We start from the raw sequence: 21,848 nt of genomic DNA, 5'->3' as shown, positions 1-21,848 counted from the left end.
GCGGCGCTGGAGTCGGTGAGCGCCCGGCCGTCGCGTCAGGCCTGCGGGTCGAAGTCGGTGCTGCGGGCCAGCGCTTCGGCGTGATCGACGTCGGCGGCGATCCTGGCCAGCTTGGCGCGGATCTGGTCGACCGCGTCGCCGCCGAGCGGGAGGCGCAGCGGGCCGGCGGAGCGGCCGACGACGTCGACGATCGCGCGCGCGGCCTTGGCCGGATCGCCGCCCTGTTCACCGTGGGTCTGCGTCACCCACGAGCGCATGGCCCCGACGGTGGCGGCGTAGGCGTCCATGGCCGGCATGTGGCGGAAGGCCGGGCCGAACAGGGCGGTGCGGAAGGCGCCCGGCTCGACCACGAGGACGCGCACGCCGTGTGGCTCGACCTCGGCGGCGAGGCTCTCGGACGCGGCCTCGAGCGCGTGCTTGGCCGCGCAGTAGGCCCCGAATCCGGGCGCGGTGGTGATGCCGCCGACGCTGGTGATCTGGACGATCGTGCCGCTCCGGCGCGCGCATGTGCGGCAGGACCTCGCGGGTGGTGGCGATCGCGGCGAAGAACATCAGCTCCATGGTCGCCCGCAGGGCGTCGTCGTCGGTCTCCTCGAGCGCGCCGAGGATGCTAAAGCCGGCGTTGTTGACGAGGACGTCGATGCGGCCGAAGCGGGCCAGGGCGGCGGCGACGACGGCGCGCACCTGCTCGGGGCGGGTGACGTCGAGCTCGGCGAGCTGGAAGCGATCGGGGGCGCGGGCGGCCAGGTCGGCGAGGACGTCGGGCCGGCGCGCGGTGGCGACGACGCTGTCGCCGCGGGCGAGGACCTCCTCGACGAGGGCGCGGCCGAAGCCGGAGGACGAGCCGGTGATGAACCAGACCTTGGCGGTCTCGGAAGCGGGGGCGGGGCGGGTGCTCATGGCGGTCTCCTGGCGGGAGAAGCTAGGCGTCCGCGCCCCGGCGGAGAAGCGCGCAATTGCCGCTCGCTTTTCAGTTCTGCTAAAAAATGGCAGCGATGCACGATCTCTCGGGTCTGACGGCGCTGCTGGTGGTGGCGGAGAAGCGCAGCTTCACGGCCGCGGCGGCGGAGCTGCGCGTGACCCCGTCGGCGGTGAGCCAGAGCGTCCGCGCGCTCGAGGAGCGCGTGGGGGTGCGGCTGCTGCAGCGCACGACCCGGAGCGTGGGGCTGACCGAGGCGGGGGAGCGCTTCGTCGGCCAGCTCCGGCCGGCGATGGCCGGGGTCGAGGCCGCGTTCGAAGCGCTCGATCAGGTGCGCGGGCGGCCGACCGGGACGCTGCGCCTGAACGTGCCGCGAGTGGCCAGCCGCTGGGTGCTGGAGCCGATCCTGGCCCCGTTCCTGGCGGCGCACCCGGAGATTCGCCTCGAGATCACGACCGACGACGGGTTCGCCGACATCGTCGCGCAGGGCTTCGACGCGGGCGTCCGGATCGGCGAGATGCTCGACAAGGACGTGGTCGCGGTCCGCCTGACGGGCGACATGCGCTCGGCGGTGGTCGGCTCGCCGGCGTACTTCGCCGCGCACCCGAAGCCGAAGCACCCGCGCGAGCTGCTCGAGCACGAATGCATCAACTACCGCCGGGTCTCCAGCGGAGCGGTGTACCGCTGGGAGTTCACCGAGAAGGGTCGTGACATCAGCCTGGCGGTCGAAGGTCGGCTGGTCACCAACGAGTACGACGTGATGGTGCGCGCGGCCCTCGACGGGGTCGGGCTGGCGTACCTGCTCGAGAACTCGGTGACGGAGGCGCTGGCCGAGAAGCGCCTGGTCCGGGTGCTGACTTCGTACTGCCCGCCGTTCCCTGGCCTGTTTCTGTACTACCCGAGCCGCACGCAGGTGGCGCCGAAGCTGCGCGCGCTGGTCGATTTCCTGCGGGCGCGGCGGCGGGGCCCGGGGCGATGAGGGCATTCGCGGCGAGGTGTGCCGCGCATGAAAACAGCTCCGAGAGCGGGGCGGTCGAGGAAGCGGCCGCTCTCTTTCGAAGAGAAGAGCAGGAGAGGGCGGCTGTCGTGATCAGCGGATGTCCGCGACGGTCACGCCGAACCGCTCCGCGTAGCGCTCGAGCGTCCGCTGCCAGGCGGGGCGCGCCTGCGTCCGCTCGAAATACGCCCGCAGCCGCGGGTAGTCGGCGAGGAGGTCGGTGCGACGGATCTCGCGCAGGACGCTCGTGAGGAGGATGTCGGCGACCGTGAATTCGTCCGCGGCGATCCAGGTCCGCCCGTCGAGCCGGCGCTCGATCCCGTCGAGGACGCGGTGAGACCAGCGGACCAGCGCGGCCCTCTGTTCGCCGTTGCTCGGCAGCCCGCCGGCGTCGGACAGCTGGATCATGGCGACCGGCGGCTCGACCGTGGTGAGCGCGGCGAAGCACCACTGGACGACCGCGGCTCGACCGGGGGCGTCGGTCGGCAGCGTGCCGGCCTTCTCCGCCAGGTAGAGCAGGATGGCGCCCGTCTCGGCGATGACGACGCCGTCGTCGTCGATCACCGGCGCCTGGTGGAACGGGCTTATCGCCGCGAACGCCGGGCTGTCGAACTCGCCGCCGGTGTGGTCGAGCGGATGGACGCGGTACGGCAGCCCGAGCTCCTCGAGCGCCCACTGCACCCGCAGGTCGCGCGTCTCGCCGATGACCTTTGGATGGACTCGGCCGAAGCCGTAGAGCGTGATCATGCGATCCTCCCTGTGACGGCAGTCTGAGCGAGATCGCCCGCCCCGTCAATGCAGCGAAGTTCGCCTGTCAGGGCGCTCCCCGCCTCGAACGGCTCGAGCGAGCAATGGTCCCCGACTGCGCACGAGTCTGACATCCTCGGCGCATGACGCCCGTCGAGTCGGCGATTCACGTGGACCTGCTCGCGCGCGAGCTCGCCGTGTCTCTCGAGCCCGATCGGAGGACGCTCCGTCAGGACGAGCCGCTCTATCTGACCTTCGAGGTGCGGCTCGTCGCGGGCGAGCCGCTCATCCTGATCGAGGGCGGCGACTACCGCAACCGCCTGGGCCGGCCCGAGAGCTACGCGCTGGCGGCGATCGACGTGGAGCGCGGGCGCAGCCTCCCGATCCGCGACGCAGGGCCCCGCTGGGCGGCGTCGTCGGCGGGCGGCGTCTCTCCCCCGACAAGCCGTTCCGGAGGCGGTTGTTGCTCGCGCACTGGGTCCGCTTCGAGGCCGCCGGCGCGCACCGGATCGTGGTCGGCAAGCAGCTGCGATGCGCGGAAGAGCCGTGGTCCGCGGACAGCATGCGACGACCGGCAGCGGAGATCGGCGTCCAGGTCGCGACGACGCTCGAGGTTCAGCCGCCCGACGGCGCGGCGCTGGGCGCGGTCATCGACGCGCTGGGGCGCCGGACGCTGGCCGACGACGACACCGTCTGGCGGGAAGCGGAGCAGGCGCTGGCCACCATCGAAGACAGCCGCGTGGTCTCGCACTACGTGCGGCTGCTGCAACGCCCCGGGGAGCGGCCGTTCGTGGCGCTGAAGCGATTGTGCCGCCACGCGACGGACGAAGCGCTCCATGCTCTCGGCCAGGCGCTCGCCGAACCGGCGTATCGCACGTACGAGGTCGTGCTCGGGCTCGGCGCCGACCCGCACCCGGGCGCCCTGGCGCTCCTCTGGTCGTTTCGCCGCGACGAAGCGGCCAACATCCGCCTCGCGGTGCTTCAGGGCGTGTTCCAGCGGCGCCCTGCCGATTGCATCGAGAGGGCGCGGATGTTCCTCGCCGATCCGGAGCCCAGCGTGCGCGAGGAGGCGAAGCGGATCGTGGAAGAGCTGCAGCGAATGGTGTGACCGCGCGACTGCGGGGATTGTAGGGACCCCGCGGCGAGCGGTGATGATTTTCATAGCGATCGGAGGCGCACACATGATTCGCCCGGGCTCGGTGATTGCGGGGTCGTACTGCGCCGAAAGCTCGCGGCGTCGCTCCGGCCCGGCGAGCGGCGGAGGGTCTGCTGCCATGTCGAGCGCTCGTCCAGCCGCGCCGTGAATCGATGTTGCGGGGTCGGCGTGCCGAGGTCCCCAATGAGCCTCGGGCCGTCCTTCGGTCCGCAAGGCCATCGCGGTCGCCGCGGGCGCGGCGCTACCTGCCGGGAGGTGGCGGGCGATGCCTCGCGGCCGCTGCGAGCGCCAGGGGGCGCGGTGCGGCGCGGCGAGCGACGACCTCGGCGCGTAGAGGTGCCTGTGCTGCCCGTGGCAGCGCGGGCCGAAGATGACAGTCGGGTAATCCAATCCAGCGAGTGTGTCGGGACGGGGCGCGAGGGGCGCTCCGTTCATGGGAGTCGCAAGTCGCTTGCATGCTGAGCCGTGGTGCGGTATCTGCGTAGTACGCGGGTGCGTATCCGCGTAGGGTGTGGCGGGAGGTCCGTCACAGGTTCTGGAGTGGTCGGGCCGCCATTCCGCAGATCGCAGGCGCGATCGCGGAAGACGATCCCGATGCAACTTGACCTGCTGGATTCCCAGTCCGCCACGACCCTCATGCACACTGCGCTGGCGGGAGGTGCGATCGGCCCCTTCATGAAGCAGGCAGTCGTGATCCCGGTCTTCGTCGCCTTCCTGGCGCTGCTCTGGTTCGCGTTGCGAGCGCGGCACCGGGTCCGCCCGCGCTGGCTCGACCAGTTGGCGGTGGCGACGCTGCTCATGTTGGCCCTGCTCACGAAGCCGGACCGGTCGCAGCATTTGACCGCGCTCCGCGCGACCACCTCATTGAGCGATCCGGTGCTCATCCACGGGGATTACCTCCTCGTTTCGGCCACCACCGGCGACACGACCGTCGCCGTCGGCGTCTTCGGCCGGGTGTTCGTGTTTCAACGCGGCCGCAGCCTCCGCGGCGAATCCGTCGAGCGCGGCACGCCACGCCCCCGGCGGAGAGGCGCGAAGGCCGGCGACGACGACGCGCTGCCGGCCGCCTAGGCGGCGCTCGTGGGGCACGGAAGTCCGCGGCGACATCTCAATCGTGACACCAGCGAAGGGGGCGCTCTTCGAGATTGCGTCGGCTTCGAGCGGCCCCGATTTCGCCTGCCACGATTCGATAGTCACGGGCGACGCCACGTCACGTAGGGCCCGAGTCCGCTCTGCGGACGGCGGGCGAGCGAGCTCGACCGCTACCGCGACGTCAACCGCGATCGAACGCCGCCGCGATCGCCTCGTTCTCGAGGCAGCTCGTCGCCACGCGCGACAGGGTCGCGTCGTGCCGGTGCAGGCACGGCCGCTCGCCCGGGAAGTGCAGGTCCGGGTCCTCTGCCGCTTCGACCTCGAGCACGAACAGCGCGTCCCGGGTGACCACGATCGGCGCGTCGGCGGCGAGCGGCGCCCGACGCTTCTCCGTCCCGTCGCGGGCCAGCGCCACCAGCTCGTCCTCGGTGCGAAGCAGCCACCCGTCGTCCCACGCGAACACCTCGTTCGCCCACGCGTCCGGGAGCATCGGGAACGTCAGCACCTGCGCCCCGTCGGCCGCGTGGACGCTCCAGCGCGGCTCGATCCCCGCGTCCTCGTCACCGGGCAGCGACACCAGCAGCTCCCCGTCGTCGGTCACGGCCGCCCGCCTCGCCGATTCGTGCCGCAGCTTGGCCCCGCGGACCTGCACGGGCGCGGCGATCGCCTGACCGGTGCGCGTGTCGAACACGGTCGCTTCGACCAGCTCGTCGAGCCGGGTGCTCGTCGTCGTCCCCGCGGCCGTGCAGTACGCTCCCGCGATGCGCGCGAACACGGCGAAGCGCCCGCTCGGCGCGACCCGCAAGCTCCCGGCGCTCCCCGACGTCAGCCGCTCCGTCCCCAGCGGGCACGCGGTCGGCCAATCCGCCGGAAACCCCGGGGCGAGCGTGAAGCGAGCCCCGACGTCCGGCGACCAGCCGATGACCCGATCCTGCGCCGGCTCCGACGGTCGCAGATGCACCAGCGTCCCGCCCTCGCTCGCCACCAAGGTCTCCACGTAGCCGAGCGGCGGCGCCGAACCAAGCGCCGGTTCCCAGGCCATCGGCGACGCTTCGAGCACGTCCCCCTCGTGCTTCTGCAGCAGCGCCACGAGCCCCGTGGCGGCTCCGTCGGCTCTCCTCGTCTCCGCCACCGCCCGCAGCAGCGGCAGGCTGGGCGGCGCGGCCGTGTGCCCCTTGCGCGGCCCCGAGGCGCGCAGGTGCAGCTTCGCCCCGGGCGCCAGCTCGGCCCCGCGAAACGTCAGCACCGCGCCCGCGCCGTACTCGACCGAGACCTCGCGGTCGCCTTCTTTCAAATGGAGCTCGAGCCCGATCAACGAGAGCTCCGGCGCCCCGCCCATCATCTGCAGCGTCGTCCCGAAGGCCATGATTTCGCGCGACTGGGGCGCGCACGCGACGAGCCCGAGCGCCAGCGCCAAGCACCCCGACTTGCTCGCGTCCTTTGCGACCATTCGCGCGCCATCGTACCACGAACCCCGGGGCGTCGTCCTCGTGCCGTGGCCCAGACACGGCTCGAACAGCGTAGCGGTTCGTCCTCGGATGTCGCGCCGCGGTCGACCGGCCGGCGGCGCGCGTGGGGCAGCTCGACTGGCCCGCGTATCGCGGTCGCGCGCCCGACGTCCTCCGCGCGTCTGGCCGGCGATGCGCGGGTCTCCGTGGCGATCGGCGCCCCGATTCGCTAGGGTCGGCGCGGTGAGCTCCGTCGAGTTGTCCGAGGCCCTGATCGAGGCGCTGACGCGGGCGGCCGCGCTGCCGCGAGACCTGCCCGTCGCCTGGCCGCCGGCGAACGTGCCGACGCTCGACCGCGACGCGCTCGCCGAGGAGCTTCGACGCACGCAGTGCCTCGGTCGCGGCCCCGAGCTGGCGATCGTCGCGCTCGCCGAGGCGGGCGACGCGGCCGACCCGGCGCTGCGGGCCGAGCTCGCGGCGCTCGTCGGCGACGAGTTCGTCGAGCTGTCCGAACGGCCAGGTAGCGTCGCCGCGGCCCTGAAGACCCACGTGTTCGACGGGCTGCGCGTCGTCGACGGGGCGCGGGCGCTGCAGGTCGACTGGCTGCGGCCGCACCTGCGCGGCAGCGAGGGCGCGGTGCACATCGCGGTGCGCTGGAGCGACGGCGACGTCCAGCAGCGGGCGCGCGGCTGGGTCCGCATGCCGTCGTACATCGCCGACGACCTCCCGCTCGCGCCGAACTGGCGCGCGCGGGCCGAGGCGACGCTGCGCTCGGCGCTCGCCGCTCCGCGCCCGGGCTATCCGGAGTCGATCGCGGGCGCGCTGCTGCAGGCGCTGATCCCCGAGGCCGTCGGCGGGCGAGCCGGGTGGCTGCTCTCCCGCGGGATCAAGCTGCTCGGCGCCGGCGGCGATCGTCCGCTCGTCGAGGCGGTCGCCGGCGAGAGGCGCCACGCGCTGCACGTGATGTCGGTCCGGCACGAGGACGAGGCGCCCCAGTACGGCCTCTTGCGCTGGCTGGTACGCGTCGTCACGCACGAGGGCGACGAGTTGGTCGACATCCACGAGCGCGAGGTGTTCGTCCGCTCGCTGGCGGTGGAGGACTACCTGGACCCCGCGCCGACCGACGAATCGGTCGCGCGCGCGGCCGTCGAGGCGTGGCGGGCGGCGGCCCAGGAGTACCTCGCCCGCGGGGACGTGGCGGCCGACGTCGAGTTCCTGTGCCACGGGTTCCTGAGGGCGTCGCAACCGCTGGCCCTGCTGGCGACGTGGGTCGCCGAGGGCCCGCCCGGCGCGGCGCCGGCTCCGTCGCCGCGGGCGAGGCTGAGCGAGGAGCGCCTGGCCGCGGCCGCGCGGCGCGTCCGCCTGCTCGACGAGGCCGAGACCGACGCGCTGCGCGAGAGCGTCGACGACCAACTGCTGGCGGCGCTCGAGCTCGACGGCTGGACCGTGCTGTTCTGCCCGTGCCACCGCCCTGCGCCCGGGACGTTCCAGGAGGACCGGATCGCGCTGTGCCCGCCCGGCGGCGAGTTCGAGACGATCCTGATGAGCGACCCGTGGAACGGCCACGTGATGCCGATCGACGGCGACGCGGCGCTGTTCCGGATCGTCGCCCGGTTCTGGCGCGAGCTGCTGGACCGCAACGGCCTCGGCGTCGTGTTCACCGACCCGCGCGCCGCGGACGACGAGGACGACGAGGACGACGAGGACGACGACGAGGAGGCGAGCGCCGGGAGCACCAGCCTGCGCGCGTGGCTCGAGTTCCCGCCGTCCGACTATCTCCCGCCGTTCCCCGCGATCGACTGGCGCGTCTACGACCGCTCCGAGGACGACTTCATCGCCGACTTCAGCTTCTGGGCCGACGGACCGTTCGGGATGTCGCCTGAACTTCAGGCCAGGTTCGAGGCGGCGATCGCCACGCACTACCACGCCTACGTGCGCGCGCTGATCGACCCCGAGCTCGCACCGCGCCCCGAGTGAAGCCGACGACTCATCGGCGTGCGGCGGTGAGGGTGACGCTGCCTCCACGCACGAGCTCGAGGCGGAGCTCGGTTCCCACGGGCACACGTGTCAGGGCATCGAAGCGCTGCACGTGGTCGCCGGTGACGTCATGTCCGTCGACCGCGACGATCGCGTCGCCGGGCCGCAGCCCGGCGTGCGCCGCCGGGCCGCCAGGCTGCACGAACGCGACTGTCGGCCGCCGCGCTTCCGCTCCCTCCGTCGGGTCGTCGCGCCGCATCCTCATGCCGAGCTCGCCGGCCTCGTCGCCGGGGTGAAGCCGTCGTCGCGGCACCTGGAGCGGCGCCAGTTCGACCACGCCACCGCTCGAGATCATCGCCCGCGTCCAGATGGTCTCGTGGTCGCTCGTCGCTCCGAAGCTCCGGGCCGTGACGACCACCGTCGCGTGGCCGACAGGCACGTCGGCGACCTCGAACCGGCCCTCCGCGTCGGACACCGAGCGCTCGTCGACATGATCCGCCGAGCTGATGAACGCCTCTGTCCCTTCCGCGCCGAACTTCACGCGCATCCCCGGCACCGGCTCGCCGGTGTCGAGGTCGAGCACGCGGCCACGGACGGTCACGCGGCCCGCCAGCACGACCTCGACCTGTCCGCGCTCGCCCGTCACCAGCGCGACCTCGGCCTTGCCCGAGCCTTCGGGTGCCTCGACCGCGACCACGAACTTCCCTGCGGGGACCTGCGGGAACGCGAACGTTCCGTCGGTGCGGAAGAAGCTGTCGCGTACCTGGTAGCCGGTCGCCACATCGCGGAGCTCCACCGAGAATCGCTCCGGTCCGCCGCCGACGGGCGAGCGCACCCTTCCGACCAGCGAGCCCGGTGCGGCGATCTGGACGACGACCTCGCTGCCGAGCGCCACGCGTTCGACGATCCCCTCGCCGCCGCCACGCCGGTGGGCTACGAGCGTATATGTCCCTTCAGGCAGGTCGCCAAACTCGAATCTTCCGTCGACGTCGGTCATCCGTGGCCGCAGGCCGCGGTCCATGCTCCACCGCATGTCGCGCAAGGCGGCCCCGGGTGAGCCGCTCTCGGGCTCGTGCAAGACCTCGACGAAGACGTCGTCTTGCGCGGCCTCGTCGCCATCCACGACCCGTCCGGTGATCCTCCCGCCCGGGGCCTCGACGACGAGGTCGAGGACCGCGGCCTCGCCGGTCTCGACCTGCACGCGCGGCGCATCACCGTCCTCGGCGTCGTGCATGCGCATCGGCTGGTAGCTCTTGCTCACGCTCGCCTGGTACGCGCCGGCAGCGAGGCCGGAGAGGCGGAAGCTCCCGTCGTCGAGGCTGGTCGTCTGCGCGTAGTTCGGCCCGCGAAGCAAGACTCGCGCGCCGGGGATGGCTCGGCCGTGGACGTCGCGGACCTCGCCACGAACCTCGCCGGCCGCCGGAAGCTCGATGCGGAGGCCGTCGAGGTCATGTCCTTCACGAACCTCGATTTCGGGCCCTGGGAGGAGCTGCGGCGGATCTCCGGCGAACACGCGCAATGCATAGCGCCCCGGCAGCAGGCCCGTGACTTCGAACCGTCCGTTGTCGTCGGCCTCTGCGCGGCCGCTGGTCGACTGCGCATTCGAACGGCTCGGATCGACCTGCGGGCTCACCGTCACCGTCGTCGCAGTGCCGGGCTCCCTGGTCTTAGCGACGACCGTGCCGCGGATCGCCTGACCCGGTCGGACCTCCCACCGTAGCTCGCGGAGGCTGCGGTCGGCGATCGCCAGGGGCGGGTAGCTCGGCGCCGACACGAACCCTTCGCACCGGACATCCACTTTGTAACTCCCGGGCAGCAGCCGGGATCCGCACCCTGCCGTCGGGGGCGATAGCCGCATGACGCTGACCTTGGGGATCCGAGAGGATGATCGAGCCACGATCGCACGTGCCCCCGCCGGCGATCACGACTGTCCCTTCGACCAGGAAAGCCGGGTGCATGCGAACCTCCACCGGCGCGGAGGTTTCACCGAGGCCGAGCACCACCAGCGCCGCCGCAGCACCATGACCCTCGTCATGCAGCGCCCGCGCCTTGTAGGCACCGGGTCGCAGCGCGTCGATCCTGAAGTTTCCGGAGGCGTCGGTGAAGGCCGGTCCCTGGCGACCCCAGCCGCCGCCGTCGAGCGCGCTCACCTCGGCGCCCGCGACCGGCGATCCGTCGTCGGCGCGCACCACCCGGCCGAGCAGCACCGACTCGGGAGTCATGAGGACCTCGAGCGTCAATCCCGGTGCGCGCCCGGAGGCCTGCGTGTCCGCGTAGCCCTCCGCCGTCGCCCTCACCAGCACCTCGCCCGGGCGGACCCTCAGCGAGAAGCTCCCGTCCGCGCCCGAGCGCCCGGCCGCGTCGCCCGCTTCGACGATCGCCCCATCGACCTCTCCGCCGCCGAGGTCGCGCACGATCCCGACGAGGTTGACCCCGCCGGGCAGCAGCGTGATGTCGATGCCGCGCTGTTCCTGCCCGGAGCGCAGAGGCACCAGCTCGCGCGCCAGGGCCCCGGAGCCGCTCCGGTGCGCCTGCGGGATGAAATGCGGCGCGCTGGCGGTGACGCGATGCGGCGCTGCCAGCAGGCCGTCGAGGCGATACCAGCCGTCCGCCGCTGCGATCGTGCAAGGCCTCGCGCGCCGCTCCGACGCGCCGAGCGCCTCCGACGACGACGCCGCGCACACCGTCGCGGCCGGAACCGGTCGCTTCGCGGCGTCGCGCACGTAGCCGGAAATGGCCGCCCGATCTGCACGGCGCGGATCGTTCGGCGTCCTCGCCGGTCCCTCGACCGGAGACTGCGAGACGGTTCGCGAGTTAGTCGGTCCCGCGGAGGGAGGGCCCGCCGGGGAGGGCTCCGTGAGTGCGAGCCAGCCGGCCACACCGACGATGCTCGTCACGAGGATGACTTTCGCAGCGATGCTCGTGGAGCTGTTCGGGCTCGCAGATGAGAGCGACGCGCCGGAAGGCACGGGCAGGACCACGACACACCAGGCCGAACGCCCCCGAACTGCTCGTCCATGCGAGCGCGCAGGCGCTGGAGCGAGCGGTGGAGGCGCGAGCGGACGGTCGCCGCAGGGATGGCGAGCCCGCGGGCAATCTCGGCGGCGCTCTCGCCCTCGAAGAACCTCCGGACGAGGATCTTCTGGTCCTCGGGCGCGAGCCGCTCGAGCTCGGCGAGGAGGACACGGAGCAGCTCAGGCGCAGCAACTCTCGGTCGGGCTCGGAGACGGTCGCCCCCGTCGACGCCCCGGCCTGCTCGCGCCGCTCACGGCGCGCCTGCGTGCGCAGCTGCATGCGGAAACGGTTGCGAAGGACCGTCGCCAGCCACGGGCGCAACGGCTGGCCGTCGTCGGCCGGCGGGTGGGACCATGCGGTCACGAGGGTGTCCTGCACGAGGTCGGCGGCGTCGTCGGCGTCTCGTGCGAGGACGACGGCGAGGCGTTGCAGCCACTTGATGTCCGCGAGGGCGGTGGTCGCTCCGGAGTGGTTCATCGTTCTCCGCCGGTATGCCGCCGCGCGGGCGAGTGTTGCGAAGGCGAGGGTAGATTTTTTCGGCGGCCTCGAGCGCGACCGCCGGATGCACGACGGTCGTGCGCGGTTCGGGCGCGGCTTACCTTGGTGTGCGAGCCGGAGCTGGAGCGCTTCGACCCGGAGCCGCCCATTCCCGTCTTGCGCGAGGCGCCCACGCTGCTCCGTGCGAGAGCTTCAGGAGATCGCGGCGTCGCGGGTCGGGGTCCTCGGGCCAGCGCAGGCATCGACACGGTGTATTTCGAGCTGCAGACCGAGTCGGGCAGCGCCGCCGGGGCGCAGATCAAGGAGGTCGGCGGCAGCTCGCGGTAAGATCTCTGGGTGGCGAGGACTCCGGCCCATCGCAAGGTGCTGCGCCTGCTCAGGGCGATCAAAGCCGGGGACCTCGCGGCCGTATGTGCGGAGATCGACGCGGGGGCCGATCCGAACGGCGTCGGCCGATACGAGACCGCGCCGATCCGGGCCGCGACGATGCGGCCCGACGCGCCTGTGCGCGAGGCGATGACCGAGCTGTTGCTGGCCGCCGGGGCCGATCCGAATCGTCACCTGCTCGGCTACAGCCGCCCGTTGTACGCCTTCACGTCCGCTCCGCACGCGAGCGCCGCCCGCAAGGTCGCCATGTCGACGTGGCGGTGATCGAGCTGCTGCTCGCGGCGGGGGCCGACCCGACCGCGCGCGACCGCAATGGCATGACCGCGCACGCGTGGGCCGTCGAGCGGCTGGCCAGGTCGCAGCTTCCGGCGCCTCAGCCGACGCCGCGACAGGCACAGGTGCTCGCGGCGCTACAACAGGGCGCCGCGGGCTGAGCGGATCGTCCGGGTTCGACGGCAGCTCAGGGCGGCGGGGGGATGCAGGCGTCGGTGATGCACTCGAGGCCGCTGGCCTGGAAGCTGACACCGGTGGCGTCGCACATGGCGGGGAGCTGCTGCTTGGCCGCGGCGGACAGCGGATTGCCAGTCAGCAGGAGCATGGCGCACGTATTCTCGGGGGCGACCCAGTCGACGCCGGCGAGGGCGTCGACCTCGACGATTGCGTTGTCCCTGAGGTCGATCACTTCCGGGAGCGGGAAGCTGGCGATCGGGCTCAGGTCGCTGATCGCACACGACGGGGCGTACAGGTAGAGGATCGGGAGGCCCGTCAGAGGGGACAGGTCGGCGACCTCGGTGTCGGCGATGAACAGACGCTCGAGCTTGGGCAGGCTGGCGAGCGGCCCGAGGTCGATGACCGCGGAGTGGGTCAGGTCGAGCTGGACGAGCGCCGGCAGGCCGGCGAGCGGCGCGAGGTCGGTGACCCCGGAGAGGGCGAGGTCGAGGTTCTCGAGGGTAACGAGGCCGGTGAGCGGGGAGAGGTCGGGGGGAGGGTATTGCCGAGGTCGAGCCGCCTGAGCGCCGTGAGGCCCTGCAAGGGCGAGAGGTCGGTGGTCGGCGAGGATCTCAGGCTCAGAGATTCGAGGGCGGACAGACCGGCGAGCGGGCTGATGTCGGTCGCCGGGATGCTGCCGAGGTAGAGATTCTTCAGGGCCGTCAGTTCTGCCAGCGGCGAGAGGTCGGTGACCGCGGTCTCCGAGAGCTCGAGCCACTCGAGCTTGGTCAGCCCCGCGATCCGGGAGATGTCGGTCAAGGCCTCGTGGCCGACCAGGGTCAGACTCACGACCCCGGTCGCACACTCCAGCCCGGTGAGGTCGGCGATCGGGCCATGCTGGAGCTCGGTGACGGCGATCCCCCCGGGCCGGTCAGCGCGTCGCCGGCGATCGGCCCGGGCGGTAGACCGTAGGCTAGGCGCACGGCGGCCTCGAGCGTGGGCTCGGCGAACTCGACGATGGTGCAGTCGTCGTCGGCGGTGGTCGTGCTGTCGCTGGTCGTGGTGGTGTCACTCGTGGTGCCCGGGTCCACGCCGGTCGTCGTCGGGCCGACGGTCGTGGCGGCGGCCGTGTCGCCGTCGGGGCTGGTCGTCGGTGTGCCGGTCATCGTCGTGCCGGTCGTCGTCGTGCCGGTCGTCGTCGTGCCGACGGTCGGCTCCGAGGAACTCGTGGCGGTCGTCGTGCTCGTGTCGGTGGTCGTGTCGCTGCCGGGGGTCGGGCCGCAGGCGAACAGGGCCAGCGCGGCGAGCCTGCAGGGGTCCGGACAGCGGGAAGGCGACATCCGGGCAGCCTATCATCTTCGGACGCGCGGCGGGCAGGGGCGCGGCGGGGCTCACGGGTTGATGCAAGCGTCGTTGCCCCGGGGTCGTCGAGGTATCGTGGGGACGTCGCAGAGACGCTCCTGGTCAGCCCTGATTGAGTGGGCGGGCAGGTTCGTACGATTGGAGGCGTGCTGACGCTGCAGTGCTCGAACCCTGGGGCCGGGCCTCCGCTCGGCGCCTCACCGGTGGGCGCCGGGGTGGGTGCGCGGGCTGGACGGTTCGGCGAGCGCCGGGCCGCCCTGGGCGCGAGCTTCGAGCTGCGAGAGGCGAGGCGAGACGGCCCAGACGCTGACGAGGACCACCACCAGACCCAGCGCGGTCCAGAGCGCCGGCCCCACGCCCCAGGCCGCAGCGACCGCGAGGGTGCTTGCGAGGGCCCCGAGGCCGGCCAACAGGATGAACGCGAGCTCGCTCGACCGCAGCGGCTCCGCGGGTAACGGCGCGAGCGCGTGAAGATTCGCGTCGAGCGCTCGACGACGGAGCTCGCCACGAATGCGCCGTTCGACGAGGCCGCACACCAGTTGCGGCCACACGGTTCCCGCGAGGAGCAGGGTCCACATGGGTAACTGCAACCACACCATGAGGAAAAAGAGGAGAGGCGTCAGCGGCAGCGCGATCATGACGATGAGCGGCATCAGGAGGCGCTGTCGCTCGCGATCGTTCCAGAACCAAAGGGTCGGCAGGAAGCCGAGGCGCTGCGGGCGGTCCAGGAGGGTGCGGCGAGCGGGGAGAGCGGGCACGACGGGAGCTCCGATCAGTCGGCGCAGGATGTGATGGCGCAGCCGATCGACAGGGCGCAGATCGAGCTCTGTCCGACGCACGAACCCCCGGCCGGGGGGAACCACGTCACGGCGGCCGTGCACGTGAGGGCCGCCGCGCCGCAGGCCAGCGCCTGGCCGATGATGCTCTTCTTGATGCCGTACGCGCGAGGATTGGGGACCGCGACCGCGAGCGCCGCGTCCCCGGGCTGACCTGCTCCGGCGTCCCATGAGCCCGCGAGCGCGAGCTTCAGGGCGTGGGCATCCTTCCACGTCGCGGACGTGCTCAACGTCGTTCCCAGCCCCTGGTTCACTGCCGCCGGCTCCCCGCCCTCCGCCAAGACCTCGCCCGCCAGGTCGAACTCGACGAACGCCCACCCCCAGGTGTGTCGGCAGAGAAGGCGAGATATCCACTCGACGCGGCTGCTGTGATGTCTCCGAGGACCGCAGTGTGCGAGACGTTACCCGCGCCCGGGAATCGGCCGATGAGCTCCAGCGTGAATGGCGGGTCGAGCTCGCGGCCGAGGTGGATGCTCACCAAGGAGCCGGATTCTTCCGTGAGCTCGATCGTGACCCGCTCCGCGGAGCACGTCGCTTGAAGACGGCTCGGCCCTCTGCTCCCCGCCAGCCCGAACGCTTCGGCGCTGATGCCGTAACCGAGATTCGCTGCGGCGTGCGAGAGGCGCGACAGGATCGGGGCGCACTCTGGAGTCGCAGTCGCCTCGGCGTGCGGCGCAGCGCCCGTGGCGACATGGGAGGCCATGGCGACCAGACAGGCCGCCGCGAGCGCCAGAGGCGTCGCGGTCGAACGGAGAGGAGGTAAGGCGGGGAGGGACATCGCGGCGAGCCTGGACGGAAGTCGCCCCGAGGCAAGGTCATCGCAAATCGGACGGGGGGCGGTCGTGTCGCCCTCCAGCCAGCTCAGCGTGCAATGAAGCGGGCTCGGCGCAAGCGAGCGAACGGGCCCGGGATGCGTGCCGATTGCGCCCCCGACGCGGAGCCGAAATTTCCTGGTGAGAGTCACGGGATGGCCTCGGCGCTCATGGATCTCGCGCGCCAGTTCGTTCGTGCTGCTTCGGCTCGAAGCCGCGGACGCAGGTCGAAGCCCGCGAGTCCGCGGGCTCTCGTGCATCGGCCGAATCCTCTGGCCCTGGACGGAGGCTCGGGGCGGCTTGCGAGCGCGATCGAGGGATCGGCGGCTATTGCATGAAGCAGTAACTACGCGGATTTCTCAACCCGTTGATCGCACTCGCAAATCGCCGAAACCCGCGTATCTGTTCACGAATTCGCTCACCTTCTGAACGCCCGCGAGTCCCCATGGATCGCGGGCGTCGACCTGTGTCGTGGAGAGATGGTGGAGACGCTCCAGGTTCAGGAGCACCATGCACACGTCGGCGCCGGCACACCCACCACCGTGTCACGCACGATCCCAGCGCGCAGCAGGCCGACCGCTGCCCACGTGTGCCGGTCGTCCCGCCGCGCCCGTCCGCCCACGACTGCAAGCCGAGTTCTGCGGCGAGCAGGCGGTGGAACTCCTCACGAGCGACCGGCTGGGCGTTGCAAGGCCGTCGCCGCGAAGCCGTCGGGCGCCAGGTGTCGGCCTCAACAGAGCCTCGCGGAATCCGGCGGTACCACACCCGCGGTGCCGGGTTGGGCGGCGGCGAGGTTCGTGAGCAGCTGCAGCAGCGCTGCGTGCGTGCCTTCAGGGTTGGCGTAGGTGATGAGCTCGATGCCGGCCTCGGCGAGTCGGCGGCGCTCGTACGGGCCGAACTTGCCCTCCGGCATCAGCGCGAAGTGCTGCGGCGCCTGGCCGCGGGCGAACACTCGAGCTGCCCGCACAGATGGTCGAAGTCGGGGTCGCGCAGACCGTAGCCGACGAACAGCAGCGGATGGAAGCGAAACAGCCCCTCGACGAAGCGCCGCAGTTCGGGACGGCCGTGCAGCAAATCCTCGTACTCGCGCTCGCCGAGCACCCACGAGCTGCGGTCTGTGCGGGTGCCGTGGAGTTGAAGGATGTAATGCCGTTGCTGGCCAAGATTGAGGTGTGGCAGGGAGAAGCTCGGCCACTCGCCGGCGAAGGCGCGATCGAGAAGCGATCGAGGTTGGTGGTGACGACCGCGTGCAGCATCGGCGCGAGCCCGGCGAGCGCCCGAGCGAGCGGCGGGGCGGGGAGGCGGCTGTCGTCGAGGGCGCGGGAGACGGCACGGCCGTAAGCAGCGCTGGTCATCGTCGTCTGGACAACGCTCAGGGCGCGGATCAAATCCTCGCGGGCGAGCGCAGCGTCAGCCTCGCCGAGTGCGTGCGCCTCCGTGGGCGAGGCCAGGGCGCGCGCCTCGGCGAGGAGGTACCGGATCAGGCCGGCCCAGGAGGGGAGGCCGCCCGCGTGCGAGACACCGGCTCCAGCGAACACGACGAGACGGCCTTCGAGGTAACGGGCGCGGAGGTCGGCGAGCAGCGAGGACATCGGGGGCTCATCTTTGGGGTTTGAGAGGGCCGTCGAGTTCGGCTTGTAGATTCTGGAGGAGTGTACGAAGCTGCTCGCGCTGGGCAAAGCCTGCGACCTGGCCGCGGCGGTCCATCTCGGCGAGCAGTGTTTTTGCGGTCTGGAGGTGTGTTCGAAGGGACGCCGGGTTTTGTTCGCGTAGGGTGATCTCCATGAAGCGGAGATGCAAGAGAACAACATCAAACACGGCCTGGGCGCTGGTCGGGTCGGCGGCGGCCAGCGCTTCGGCGATCTTGAGGGAACGGTCGAAGTGGCCGCGGGCGGCGGCGAGGTTGCCTGCCTGTACCTCCACGTCCCCGAGCTTTTCTAGGGGGACGGAGAGGTCGCGCTGGGCCTGGGCACTGTTCGGATCGGCGGCAGCCAGCGCTTCGGCTCCCTTGAGGGAGCGGTCGAAGTGGCCGCGGGCGGCAGCGAGGTTGCCCGCCTGCATTTCCACGTCCCCGAGCTTCATCAGGGAGACGGAGATGGCGCGCTGGGCCTGGGTGCTGGTCGGGTCCACGGCGGCCAGCGCTTCGCGGGCCTTGAGGGAGCGGTCGAAGTGGCCGCGGGCGGCAGCGAGATTGCCCGCCTGCACTTCCACGTCCCCGAGCCACTCCAGGGAGACGGAGAGGTCGCGCTGGGCCTGGGTGCTGGTCGGGTCCACGGCGGCCAGCGCTTCGTAGACTTGAGGGAGCGGTCGAAGTGGCCGCGGGCGGCAGCGAGGTTGCCCGCCTTCTCTTCCACGTCCCCGAGCCTCGTCAAGGAGACGGAGAGGTCGCGCTGGGCCTTGGTGCTGGTCGGGTCGACGGCGGCCAGCACTTCGTCGATCTTGAGGGAGCGGTCGAAGTGGCCGCGAGCGGCAGCGAGGTTGCCCGCCTGCACTTCCACATCCCCGAGCTCGATCAGAGAGACGGAGAGGTCGCGCTGGGCCTGGCTGCTGGTCGGGTTGGCGGCGGCCAGCGCTTCGGCGATCTGGAAAAAACGGTCGAAGTGGCCGCGGGCGGCAGCGAGGTTGCCCGCCTGCACTTCCACCTTCCCGAGCTTGATCAGAGAGACGGAGAGGTCGCGCTGGGCCTGGGTGCTGGTCGGGTCGGCGACGGCCAGCGCTTCGCCGATCTTGAGAGAGCGGTCGACGTGGCCGCGAGCGGCGGCGAGGTTGCCCGCCTGTACCTCCAGGTTCCCAAGCCTCTCCAGGGCAACGGAGAGGTCGCGTTGGGGCTGGGTGCTGGTCGGGTCGGCGGCAGCCAGCGCTTCGGCGATCTTGAGGAGACGGTCGAAGTGGCCACGGGCGGCAGCGAGGTTGCCCGCCTGCACTTCCACGTCCCCGAGCTTATCCAGAGAGATGAAGAGGTCGCGCTGCGCCTCGGTGCTGGTCGGGTCGGCGGCGGCCAGCGCATCGCTGATCTTGAGGGAGCGGTCGAAGTGACCGCGAGCGGCGGCCAGGTTTCCACCTGTACCTCCAGGTTTCCAAGCCTCTCCAGGGCAACGGAGAGGTCGCGCTGGGCGGCCGACTGGCCCAGGATCGGGTCGGCGGCGGCCACCGCTTCGGCGATCTTGAGGGAACGGTCGAAGTGGCCGCGGGCGGCGACGAGGTTGCCCGCCTGTACCTCCACCTCCCCGAGCTTGAGCAGGGAGATGGAGAGGCCGCCCAAGGCCCACTGGAACTCGAACTGGTCCTGGATACCGGTCAGATCGGCAGCCTGCATCTCGCGGGCCTTGACGGACCGTTCGAAGAGGCCGCGTGCGGCGATAAGGTTGCCCGCCTGCACCTCCACGTCCCCGAGCCTCTCCAGAGATTCAGAGAGGTCGCTCTGAACCCGATTGCTGGTCGGGTCGGTGGTGGCCAGCACTTCGCGGGCCTTGACGGAACGCTCGAAGTAGCCGCGGGCGGCTACGAGGTTGCCCGCCTGCACTTCCAGGTTCCCAAGCCTCTCCAGGGCGATGGAGAGAGCGCGCTGGGCCTGGGCGCCGGTCGGGTCGGCGGCAGCCAGCAGTTCGCGTGCCTTGACGGAACGTTCGAAGTGGCCGCGGGCGGCGGCGAGGTTGCCCGCGCTCTCCTCCATGCTCCCGCGCTCCTCCAGGGAGATGGAGTTCGCTGCGTCGAGCCACTCCTCGGCGAGCTGTGTCTTCGCCAGTGTCTCGCCGCGCTGCTTCCACGCGTAGACGCTGACCCCGGCCAACGTCAACACGCCGCTTGCCAGCACGGCGATGACCGCAAGACCAGCGCGACGGCGCCGTCGCATGTGCGCGCGCAGGGCGTCTTGATATGCCCTCGGCAGCGAACCGGCAACGGTGCTAGCGCGCAGGAAATACTTTGCCTCGGCGCCGCTCGGCAGGCCGTCGCGGGGGCGGCCGAGTCGGTCCCAACGCGCGGCAGCCTGCGCGAGCTCCGACTCCCGCAGCACCTCAACACGGTCGCGGTCGATGTGGTCGCGCAGCCATTTCCAATTCCGTAAGAGCGCGTCATGGGCGAGGTCGACGCGCCGGCCGTCGCCCTCGGCGCGGACGATGATTAGCCGCATCGACCGCGCGCTGCCGGTCAGGTGGGCGAGCAGGTTCTCGGCAGCCAGGCCACCACCGAGCGGGGTCAGGGCGTCGGTCCGCGGCACCGAGCGCCGGGTCATACGTCCCTGCGAGTCGGCCGCAACGAATTGGCGGAAGAAGGTCCACAGCTCGGCCTCGGCAACCCTCGAGCGCAGCGGTACGAGGGCCTCGTCGGCACGCCCGGTCAGTGCGCCGGCGACGCCGCCAAGCGCCTCGTATTGCGCGTGGGTCAGGTGCCGTCCGGCGCGCTGGTCGTACAGGCTCGTCATTACCGCGGCGACCAGCGGCAGGGCCGTCTCGGGCGTCGCGTCTTCACCTCCGCCGCGCTCGATGTTTCCGGCGTCGGCGAGGACGCGCGCGGCGAGGCCCGGCTCGAGCTCAGCGCGCGCCTTGCGGGCTGGGTGCTCGATCGCCGCGGCGAGCTGCGCCGACCTCAATGTCGCCAGGGTGTAGCGAGCCGGCGGGCTCGTGCTCGTTATGCGCTCGTACAGGGCCGGCAGGCGCGGCAGGTCGCCCAAGAAGTCGCTGCGCAGCGCGGTGATGAGCAGCAGCGGTCGGGGCGAGCGCATGAGCAACTCGGCAAGCGCCGCGGCGAAGCCCTCGCGTGCGCCGGCGTCGGGTACGAGCAGGGCCTCCTCAAGCTGGTCGACGAGCAGCACGAGGCCGTCGCTCGCGGGCAGGCACGCCGCGACGAACTCAACGAGCGCCGCGGCCCGGTGCTGGACCGCGGCCCCGAGCGCGCTTGCCGTCAGGTCGCATAGGCCGTCGCCGATGAGCGCGCGATGGAACTGGTTGGCGAGCTCGACCACCGGTGCGGGGCCGGGTCGCAGGGTGACGGTTCGCCAGGCCCGCGGCACGGCCAGGATTTGCAGCTCGCCTTGCTCCAGCGCCGGCAACAGGCCCGCCTGCAGCAGCGATGACTTGCCGACCCCACTCGGTCCGTCGACCAGCAGCCACGAGTGCGAGGTCCTGCCGGTCTGCCCGAGTTGGGCAACCACGCGCGACAGGTCCTCCTCGCGGCCGAAGAAGTAGCGGCGGTTTCTGGCGGTGAAGGGTTGAAGGCCGGGGTACGGGTTCTCCTCGTCCGGCTCGGCCGCGTCGACTTCGGCCGCCACGGTCGGTACGGGCCGATGGGTGCGGCGCCCGAGTTCGTCGGCGAGCGTCTGCAGGTAGGCCGCGGCCGCGGCGTCGTACTCGCCGGCGAGGGGCACCACCTCGACGCCGCGAGCGCCGAGCGCGGCCCGCTCGCGCAGGGTCGCTGCGGGCACCAGCGCGACGTCGGGGTGCGAGGTCTCAGTCGCTCGACGGCGCTCGTCGGCGACCGGATGCCCGCGGACGTCGAGTAACTCTGAGAGTGCCTCGTCGTCCGGCGCGAAGCCGACAAACAGCACGACATGGTTCCGCAGCAGCGCCGCCAACGCGTGCCGGCGCGGAGCGTCGGCGAGGTGGTCGTTGGCTTGCTGCCGAGCCGTCAGCCTCCACGTGGTCGACTGGCCGACTGTCCCGCGGACCTTGAAGATCACACGTGTCCGTTTGGCCAGGTCCGGAGTGAACTCCTCGATGGTGTGCCAGCGGCCCTCGAAGGCACGCTCGAGCAGTCGGTCGAGGTTGGTGGTGACGAGCGCGTTCAGGCCTGTCGACAACCCGACCAACGCCTGCGCCGACGCCGGCACCGGTACCGGCACCACGGGCTCCCAGGCCGCACGCACGAGGCTCGTGAACGGGGCGCTGCCGATTAGACGCTCAGCGTGCTCGAGCGCGTCCGCGAAGGACCCCGATAGGTCCGGCTCGTGGTGCCCGAGCTCCACGAGCCGCAGTCGACAGCGCTCGATCAGATCGCGGAGTCCCGGCAGCCCGGCCGCCATCGGCACGAGCGGCCCGACGCACACGAGCAGCTTGTGGCGCTCGAGCGCATCGACAAGGGCGAGCTGCTGCTCTGTGGCCATGGACGCGGGCGCATCATCATAACGCCACGGCGAGTGTGCCGCATCTCACAAGTGGATGGGCCTTCCTTCTCCT

At 71.6% G+C, this 21,848-nt stretch carries 20 protein-coding genes and 3 pseudogenes; 7 read left to right on the top strand and 16 right to left on the bottom strand.

Annotated elements, in window-relative coordinates:
• Nucleotides 1-35: 35 nt before the first annotated feature.
• Nucleotides 36-900: pseudogene (locus OV079_RS16270) on the bottom strand (oxidoreductase).
• 95 nt (nt 901-995) lie between these two features.
• Here OV079_RS16270 and OV079_RS16265 point away from each other — a divergent pair.
• Nucleotides 996-1,898: a LysR family transcriptional regulator gene (locus tag OV079_RS16265; protein ID WP_267769624.1), complete on the top strand. Its 903-nt coding sequence runs from the start codon at nt 996-998 to the stop codon at nt 1,896-1,898.
• A 111-nt stretch (nt 1,899-2,009) separates the two neighbouring features.
• Here OV079_RS16265 and OV079_RS16260 read toward each other — a convergent pair whose 3' ends face one another.
• Nucleotides 2,010-2,663, bottom strand: a complete 654-nt coding sequence (locus OV079_RS16260) for a glutathione S-transferase family protein (RefSeq protein ID WP_267769622.1) — start codon at nt 2,661-2,663, stop codon at nt 2,010-2,012.
• A 463-nt stretch (nt 2,664-3,126) separates the two neighbouring features.
• Here OV079_RS16260 and OV079_RS16255 point away from each other — a divergent pair, with 463 nt between their 5' ends.
• Nucleotides 3,127-3,771 carry a HEAT repeat domain-containing protein gene (locus tag OV079_RS16255; RefSeq protein ID WP_267769621.1) on the top strand — a complete coding sequence of 215 codons (645 nt, stop codon included), beginning with the start codon at nt 3,127-3,129 and terminating at the stop codon, nt 3,769-3,771.
• A 642-nt stretch (nt 3,772-4,413) separates the two neighbouring features.
• Nucleotides 4,414-4,890, top strand: coding sequence for a hypothetical protein (locus tag OV079_RS16250; protein WP_267769618.1), 477 nt, complete (start codon nt 4,414-4,416; stop codon nt 4,888-4,890).
• Nucleotides 4,891-5,092: 202 nt separating this feature from the next.
• Here the strand turns inward: OV079_RS16250 and OV079_RS16245 are convergent, their stop codons facing one another.
• On the bottom strand, nt 5,093-6,361 hold the full coding sequence (locus OV079_RS16245; RefSeq protein WP_267769615.1) for a hypothetical protein: 1,269 nt from the start codon (nt 6,359-6,361) through the stop codon (nt 5,093-5,095).
• A 241-nt stretch (nt 6,362-6,602) separates the two neighbouring features.
• On the opposite strand from OV079_RS16245, the gene OV079_RS16240 reads away from it, so the two are divergent.
• Nucleotides 6,603-8,336 carry a hypothetical protein gene (locus OV079_RS16240; protein ID WP_267769614.1) on the top strand — a complete coding sequence of 578 codons (1,734 nt, stop codon included), beginning with the start codon at nt 6,603-6,605 and terminating at the stop codon, nt 8,334-8,336.
• 10 nt (nt 8,337-8,346) lie between these two features.
• Here OV079_RS16240 and OV079_RS16235 read toward each other — a convergent pair whose 3' ends face one another.
• The 4 genes and pseudogenes from OV079_RS16235 to OV079_RS58010 all read right to left on the bottom strand — a co-directional run.
• The gene (locus OV079_RS16235; protein ID WP_267769613.1) at nt 8,347-9,975 is read right to left on the bottom strand and encodes a carboxypeptidase regulatory-like domain-containing protein; all 1,629 of its coding nucleotides are present in this window, start codon (nt 9,973-9,975) and stop codon (nt 8,347-8,349) included.
• Nucleotides 9,976-10,003: 28 nt separating this feature from the next.
• On the bottom strand, nt 10,004-11,059 hold the full coding sequence (locus tag OV079_RS16230) for a carboxypeptidase-like regulatory domain-containing protein (RefSeq protein WP_267769612.1): 1,056 nt from the start codon (nt 11,057-11,059) through the stop codon (nt 10,004-10,006).
• Nucleotides 11,060-11,229: 170 nt separating this feature from the next.
• Nucleotides 11,230-11,529 (bottom strand): RNA polymerase sigma factor, encoded by a 300-nt coding sequence (locus OV079_RS58015; protein ID WP_420829522.1) that lies wholly within the window; start codon nt 11,527-11,529, stop codon nt 11,230-11,232.
• A gap of 86 nt (nt 11,530-11,615) precedes the next feature.
• Nucleotides 11,616-11,828, bottom strand: a pseudogene (locus OV079_RS58010) (sigma factor); the annotation flags it as partial.
• Nucleotides 11,829-11,954: 126 nt separating this feature from the next.
• Here OV079_RS58010 and OV079_RS16225 point away from each other — a divergent pair.
• The 3 genes from OV079_RS16225 to OV079_RS16215 are packed head-to-tail and all read left to right on the top strand — an operon-like array spanning nt 11,955 to nt 12,670.
• Nucleotides 11,955-12,176, top strand: a complete 222-nt coding sequence (locus tag OV079_RS16225; RefSeq protein ID WP_267769610.1) for a hypothetical protein — start codon at nt 11,955-11,957, stop codon at nt 12,174-12,176.
• A 9-nt stretch (nt 12,177-12,185) separates the two neighbouring features.
• Nucleotides 12,186-12,500 carry a hypothetical protein gene (locus OV079_RS16220; RefSeq protein ID WP_267769609.1) on the top strand — a complete coding sequence of 105 codons (315 nt, stop codon included), beginning with the start codon at nt 12,186-12,188 and terminating at the stop codon, nt 12,498-12,500.
• Nucleotides 12,497-12,670: a hypothetical protein gene (locus OV079_RS16215; RefSeq protein ID WP_267769608.1), complete on the top strand. Its 174-nt coding sequence runs from the start codon at nt 12,497-12,499 to the stop codon at nt 12,668-12,670. The genes OV079_RS16220 and OV079_RS16215 overlap by 4 nt, the downstream gene beginning before the upstream one ends.
• 26 nt (nt 12,671-12,696) lie before the next feature.
• On the opposite strand, the gene OV079_RS16210 is transcribed toward OV079_RS16215, so the two are convergent.
• From OV079_RS16210 to OV079_RS16170, 9 genes and pseudogenes are all read right to left on the bottom strand, one after another.
• Nucleotides 12,697-12,918, bottom strand: coding sequence for a hypothetical protein (locus tag OV079_RS16210; protein WP_267769607.1), 222 nt, complete (start codon nt 12,916-12,918; stop codon nt 12,697-12,699).
• Nucleotides 12,919-13,100: 182 nt separating this feature from the next.
• On the bottom strand, nt 13,101-13,514 hold the full coding sequence (locus tag OV079_RS16205; RefSeq protein WP_267769606.1) for a leucine-rich repeat domain-containing protein: 414 nt from the start codon (nt 13,512-13,514) through the stop codon (nt 13,101-13,103).
• Nucleotides 13,511-14,005, bottom strand: coding sequence for a hypothetical protein (locus OV079_RS16200; RefSeq protein WP_267769605.1), 495 nt, complete (start codon nt 14,003-14,005; stop codon nt 13,511-13,513). The genes OV079_RS16205 and OV079_RS16200 overlap by 4 nt, the downstream gene beginning before the upstream one ends.
• A 219-nt stretch (nt 14,006-14,224) precedes the next feature.
• The gene (locus OV079_RS16195; protein ID WP_267769604.1) at nt 14,225-14,785 is read right to left on the bottom strand and encodes a hypothetical protein; all 561 of its coding nucleotides are present in this window, start codon (nt 14,783-14,785) and stop codon (nt 14,225-14,227) included.
• Between the two features lie 14 nt (nt 14,786-14,799).
• Nucleotides 14,800-15,093, bottom strand: coding sequence for a hypothetical protein (locus OV079_RS16190; RefSeq protein WP_267769603.1), 294 nt, complete (start codon nt 15,091-15,093; stop codon nt 14,800-14,802).
• A gap of 1,312 nt (nt 15,094-16,405) precedes the next feature.
• A complete protein-coding gene (locus OV079_RS16185) occupies nt 16,406-16,588 on the bottom strand; it encodes a hypothetical protein (RefSeq protein WP_267769602.1) in 183 nt (60 codons plus the stop codon).
• Nucleotides 16,588-16,884: pseudogene (locus tag OV079_RS16180) on the bottom strand (SIR2 family protein); the annotation flags it as partial. The gene OV079_RS16185 and the pseudogene OV079_RS16180, both read right to left, overlap by 1 nt.
• 390 nt (nt 16,885-17,274) lie before the next feature.
• Nucleotides 17,275-17,886, bottom strand: a complete 612-nt coding sequence (locus OV079_RS16175; protein WP_267769600.1) for a tetratricopeptide repeat protein — start codon at nt 17,884-17,886, stop codon at nt 17,275-17,277.
• Between the two features lie 445 nt (nt 17,887-18,331).
• A complete protein-coding gene (locus tag OV079_RS16170) occupies nt 18,332-21,775 on the bottom strand; it encodes an nSTAND1 domain-containing NTPase (RefSeq protein WP_267769598.1) in 3,444 nt (1,147 codons plus the stop codon).
• Nucleotides 21,776-21,848: the final 73 nt, after the last annotated feature.

The sequence above is a fragment of the Nannocystis pusilla genome, from assembly GCF_026626665.1.
GTDB lineage: Bacteria > Myxococcota_A > Polyangia > Nannocystales > Nannocystaceae > Nannocystis > Nannocystis pusilla.
This window is presented reverse-complemented; position numbering and strand designations above follow the sequence as displayed.

What these genes read in the sequence shown, in the direction of transcription:
- OV079_RS16185 (WP_267769602.1), bottom strand. Translation starts at nt 16,588, where the DNA reads ATGCCGGAGGGCAAGTTCGGCCCGTACGAGCGCCGCCGACTCGCCGAG.
- OV079_RS16265 (WP_267769624.1), top strand. Translation starts at nt 996, where the DNA reads ATGCACGATCTCTCGGGTCTGACGGCGCTGCTGGTGGTGGCGGAGAAG.
- OV079_RS16260 (WP_267769622.1), bottom strand. Translation starts at nt 2,663, where the DNA reads ATGATCACGCTCTACGGCTTCGGCCGAGTCCATCCAAAGGTCATCGGC.
- OV079_RS16245 (WP_267769615.1), bottom strand. Translation starts at nt 6,361, where the DNA reads ATGGTCGCAAAGGACGCGAGCAAGTCGGGGTGCTTGGCGCTGGCGCTC.
- OV079_RS16200 (WP_267769605.1), bottom strand. Translation starts at nt 14,005, where the DNA reads ATGTCGCCTTCCCGCTGTCCGGACCCCTGCAGGCTCGCCGCGCTGGCC.
- OV079_RS16170 (WP_267769598.1), bottom strand. Translation starts at nt 21,775, where the DNA reads ATGGCCACAGAGCAGCAGCTCGCCCTTGTCGATGCGCTCGAGCGCCAC.
- OV079_RS16250 (WP_267769618.1), top strand. Translation starts at nt 4,414, where the DNA reads ATGCAACTTGACCTGCTGGATTCCCAGTCCGCCACGACCCTCATGCAC.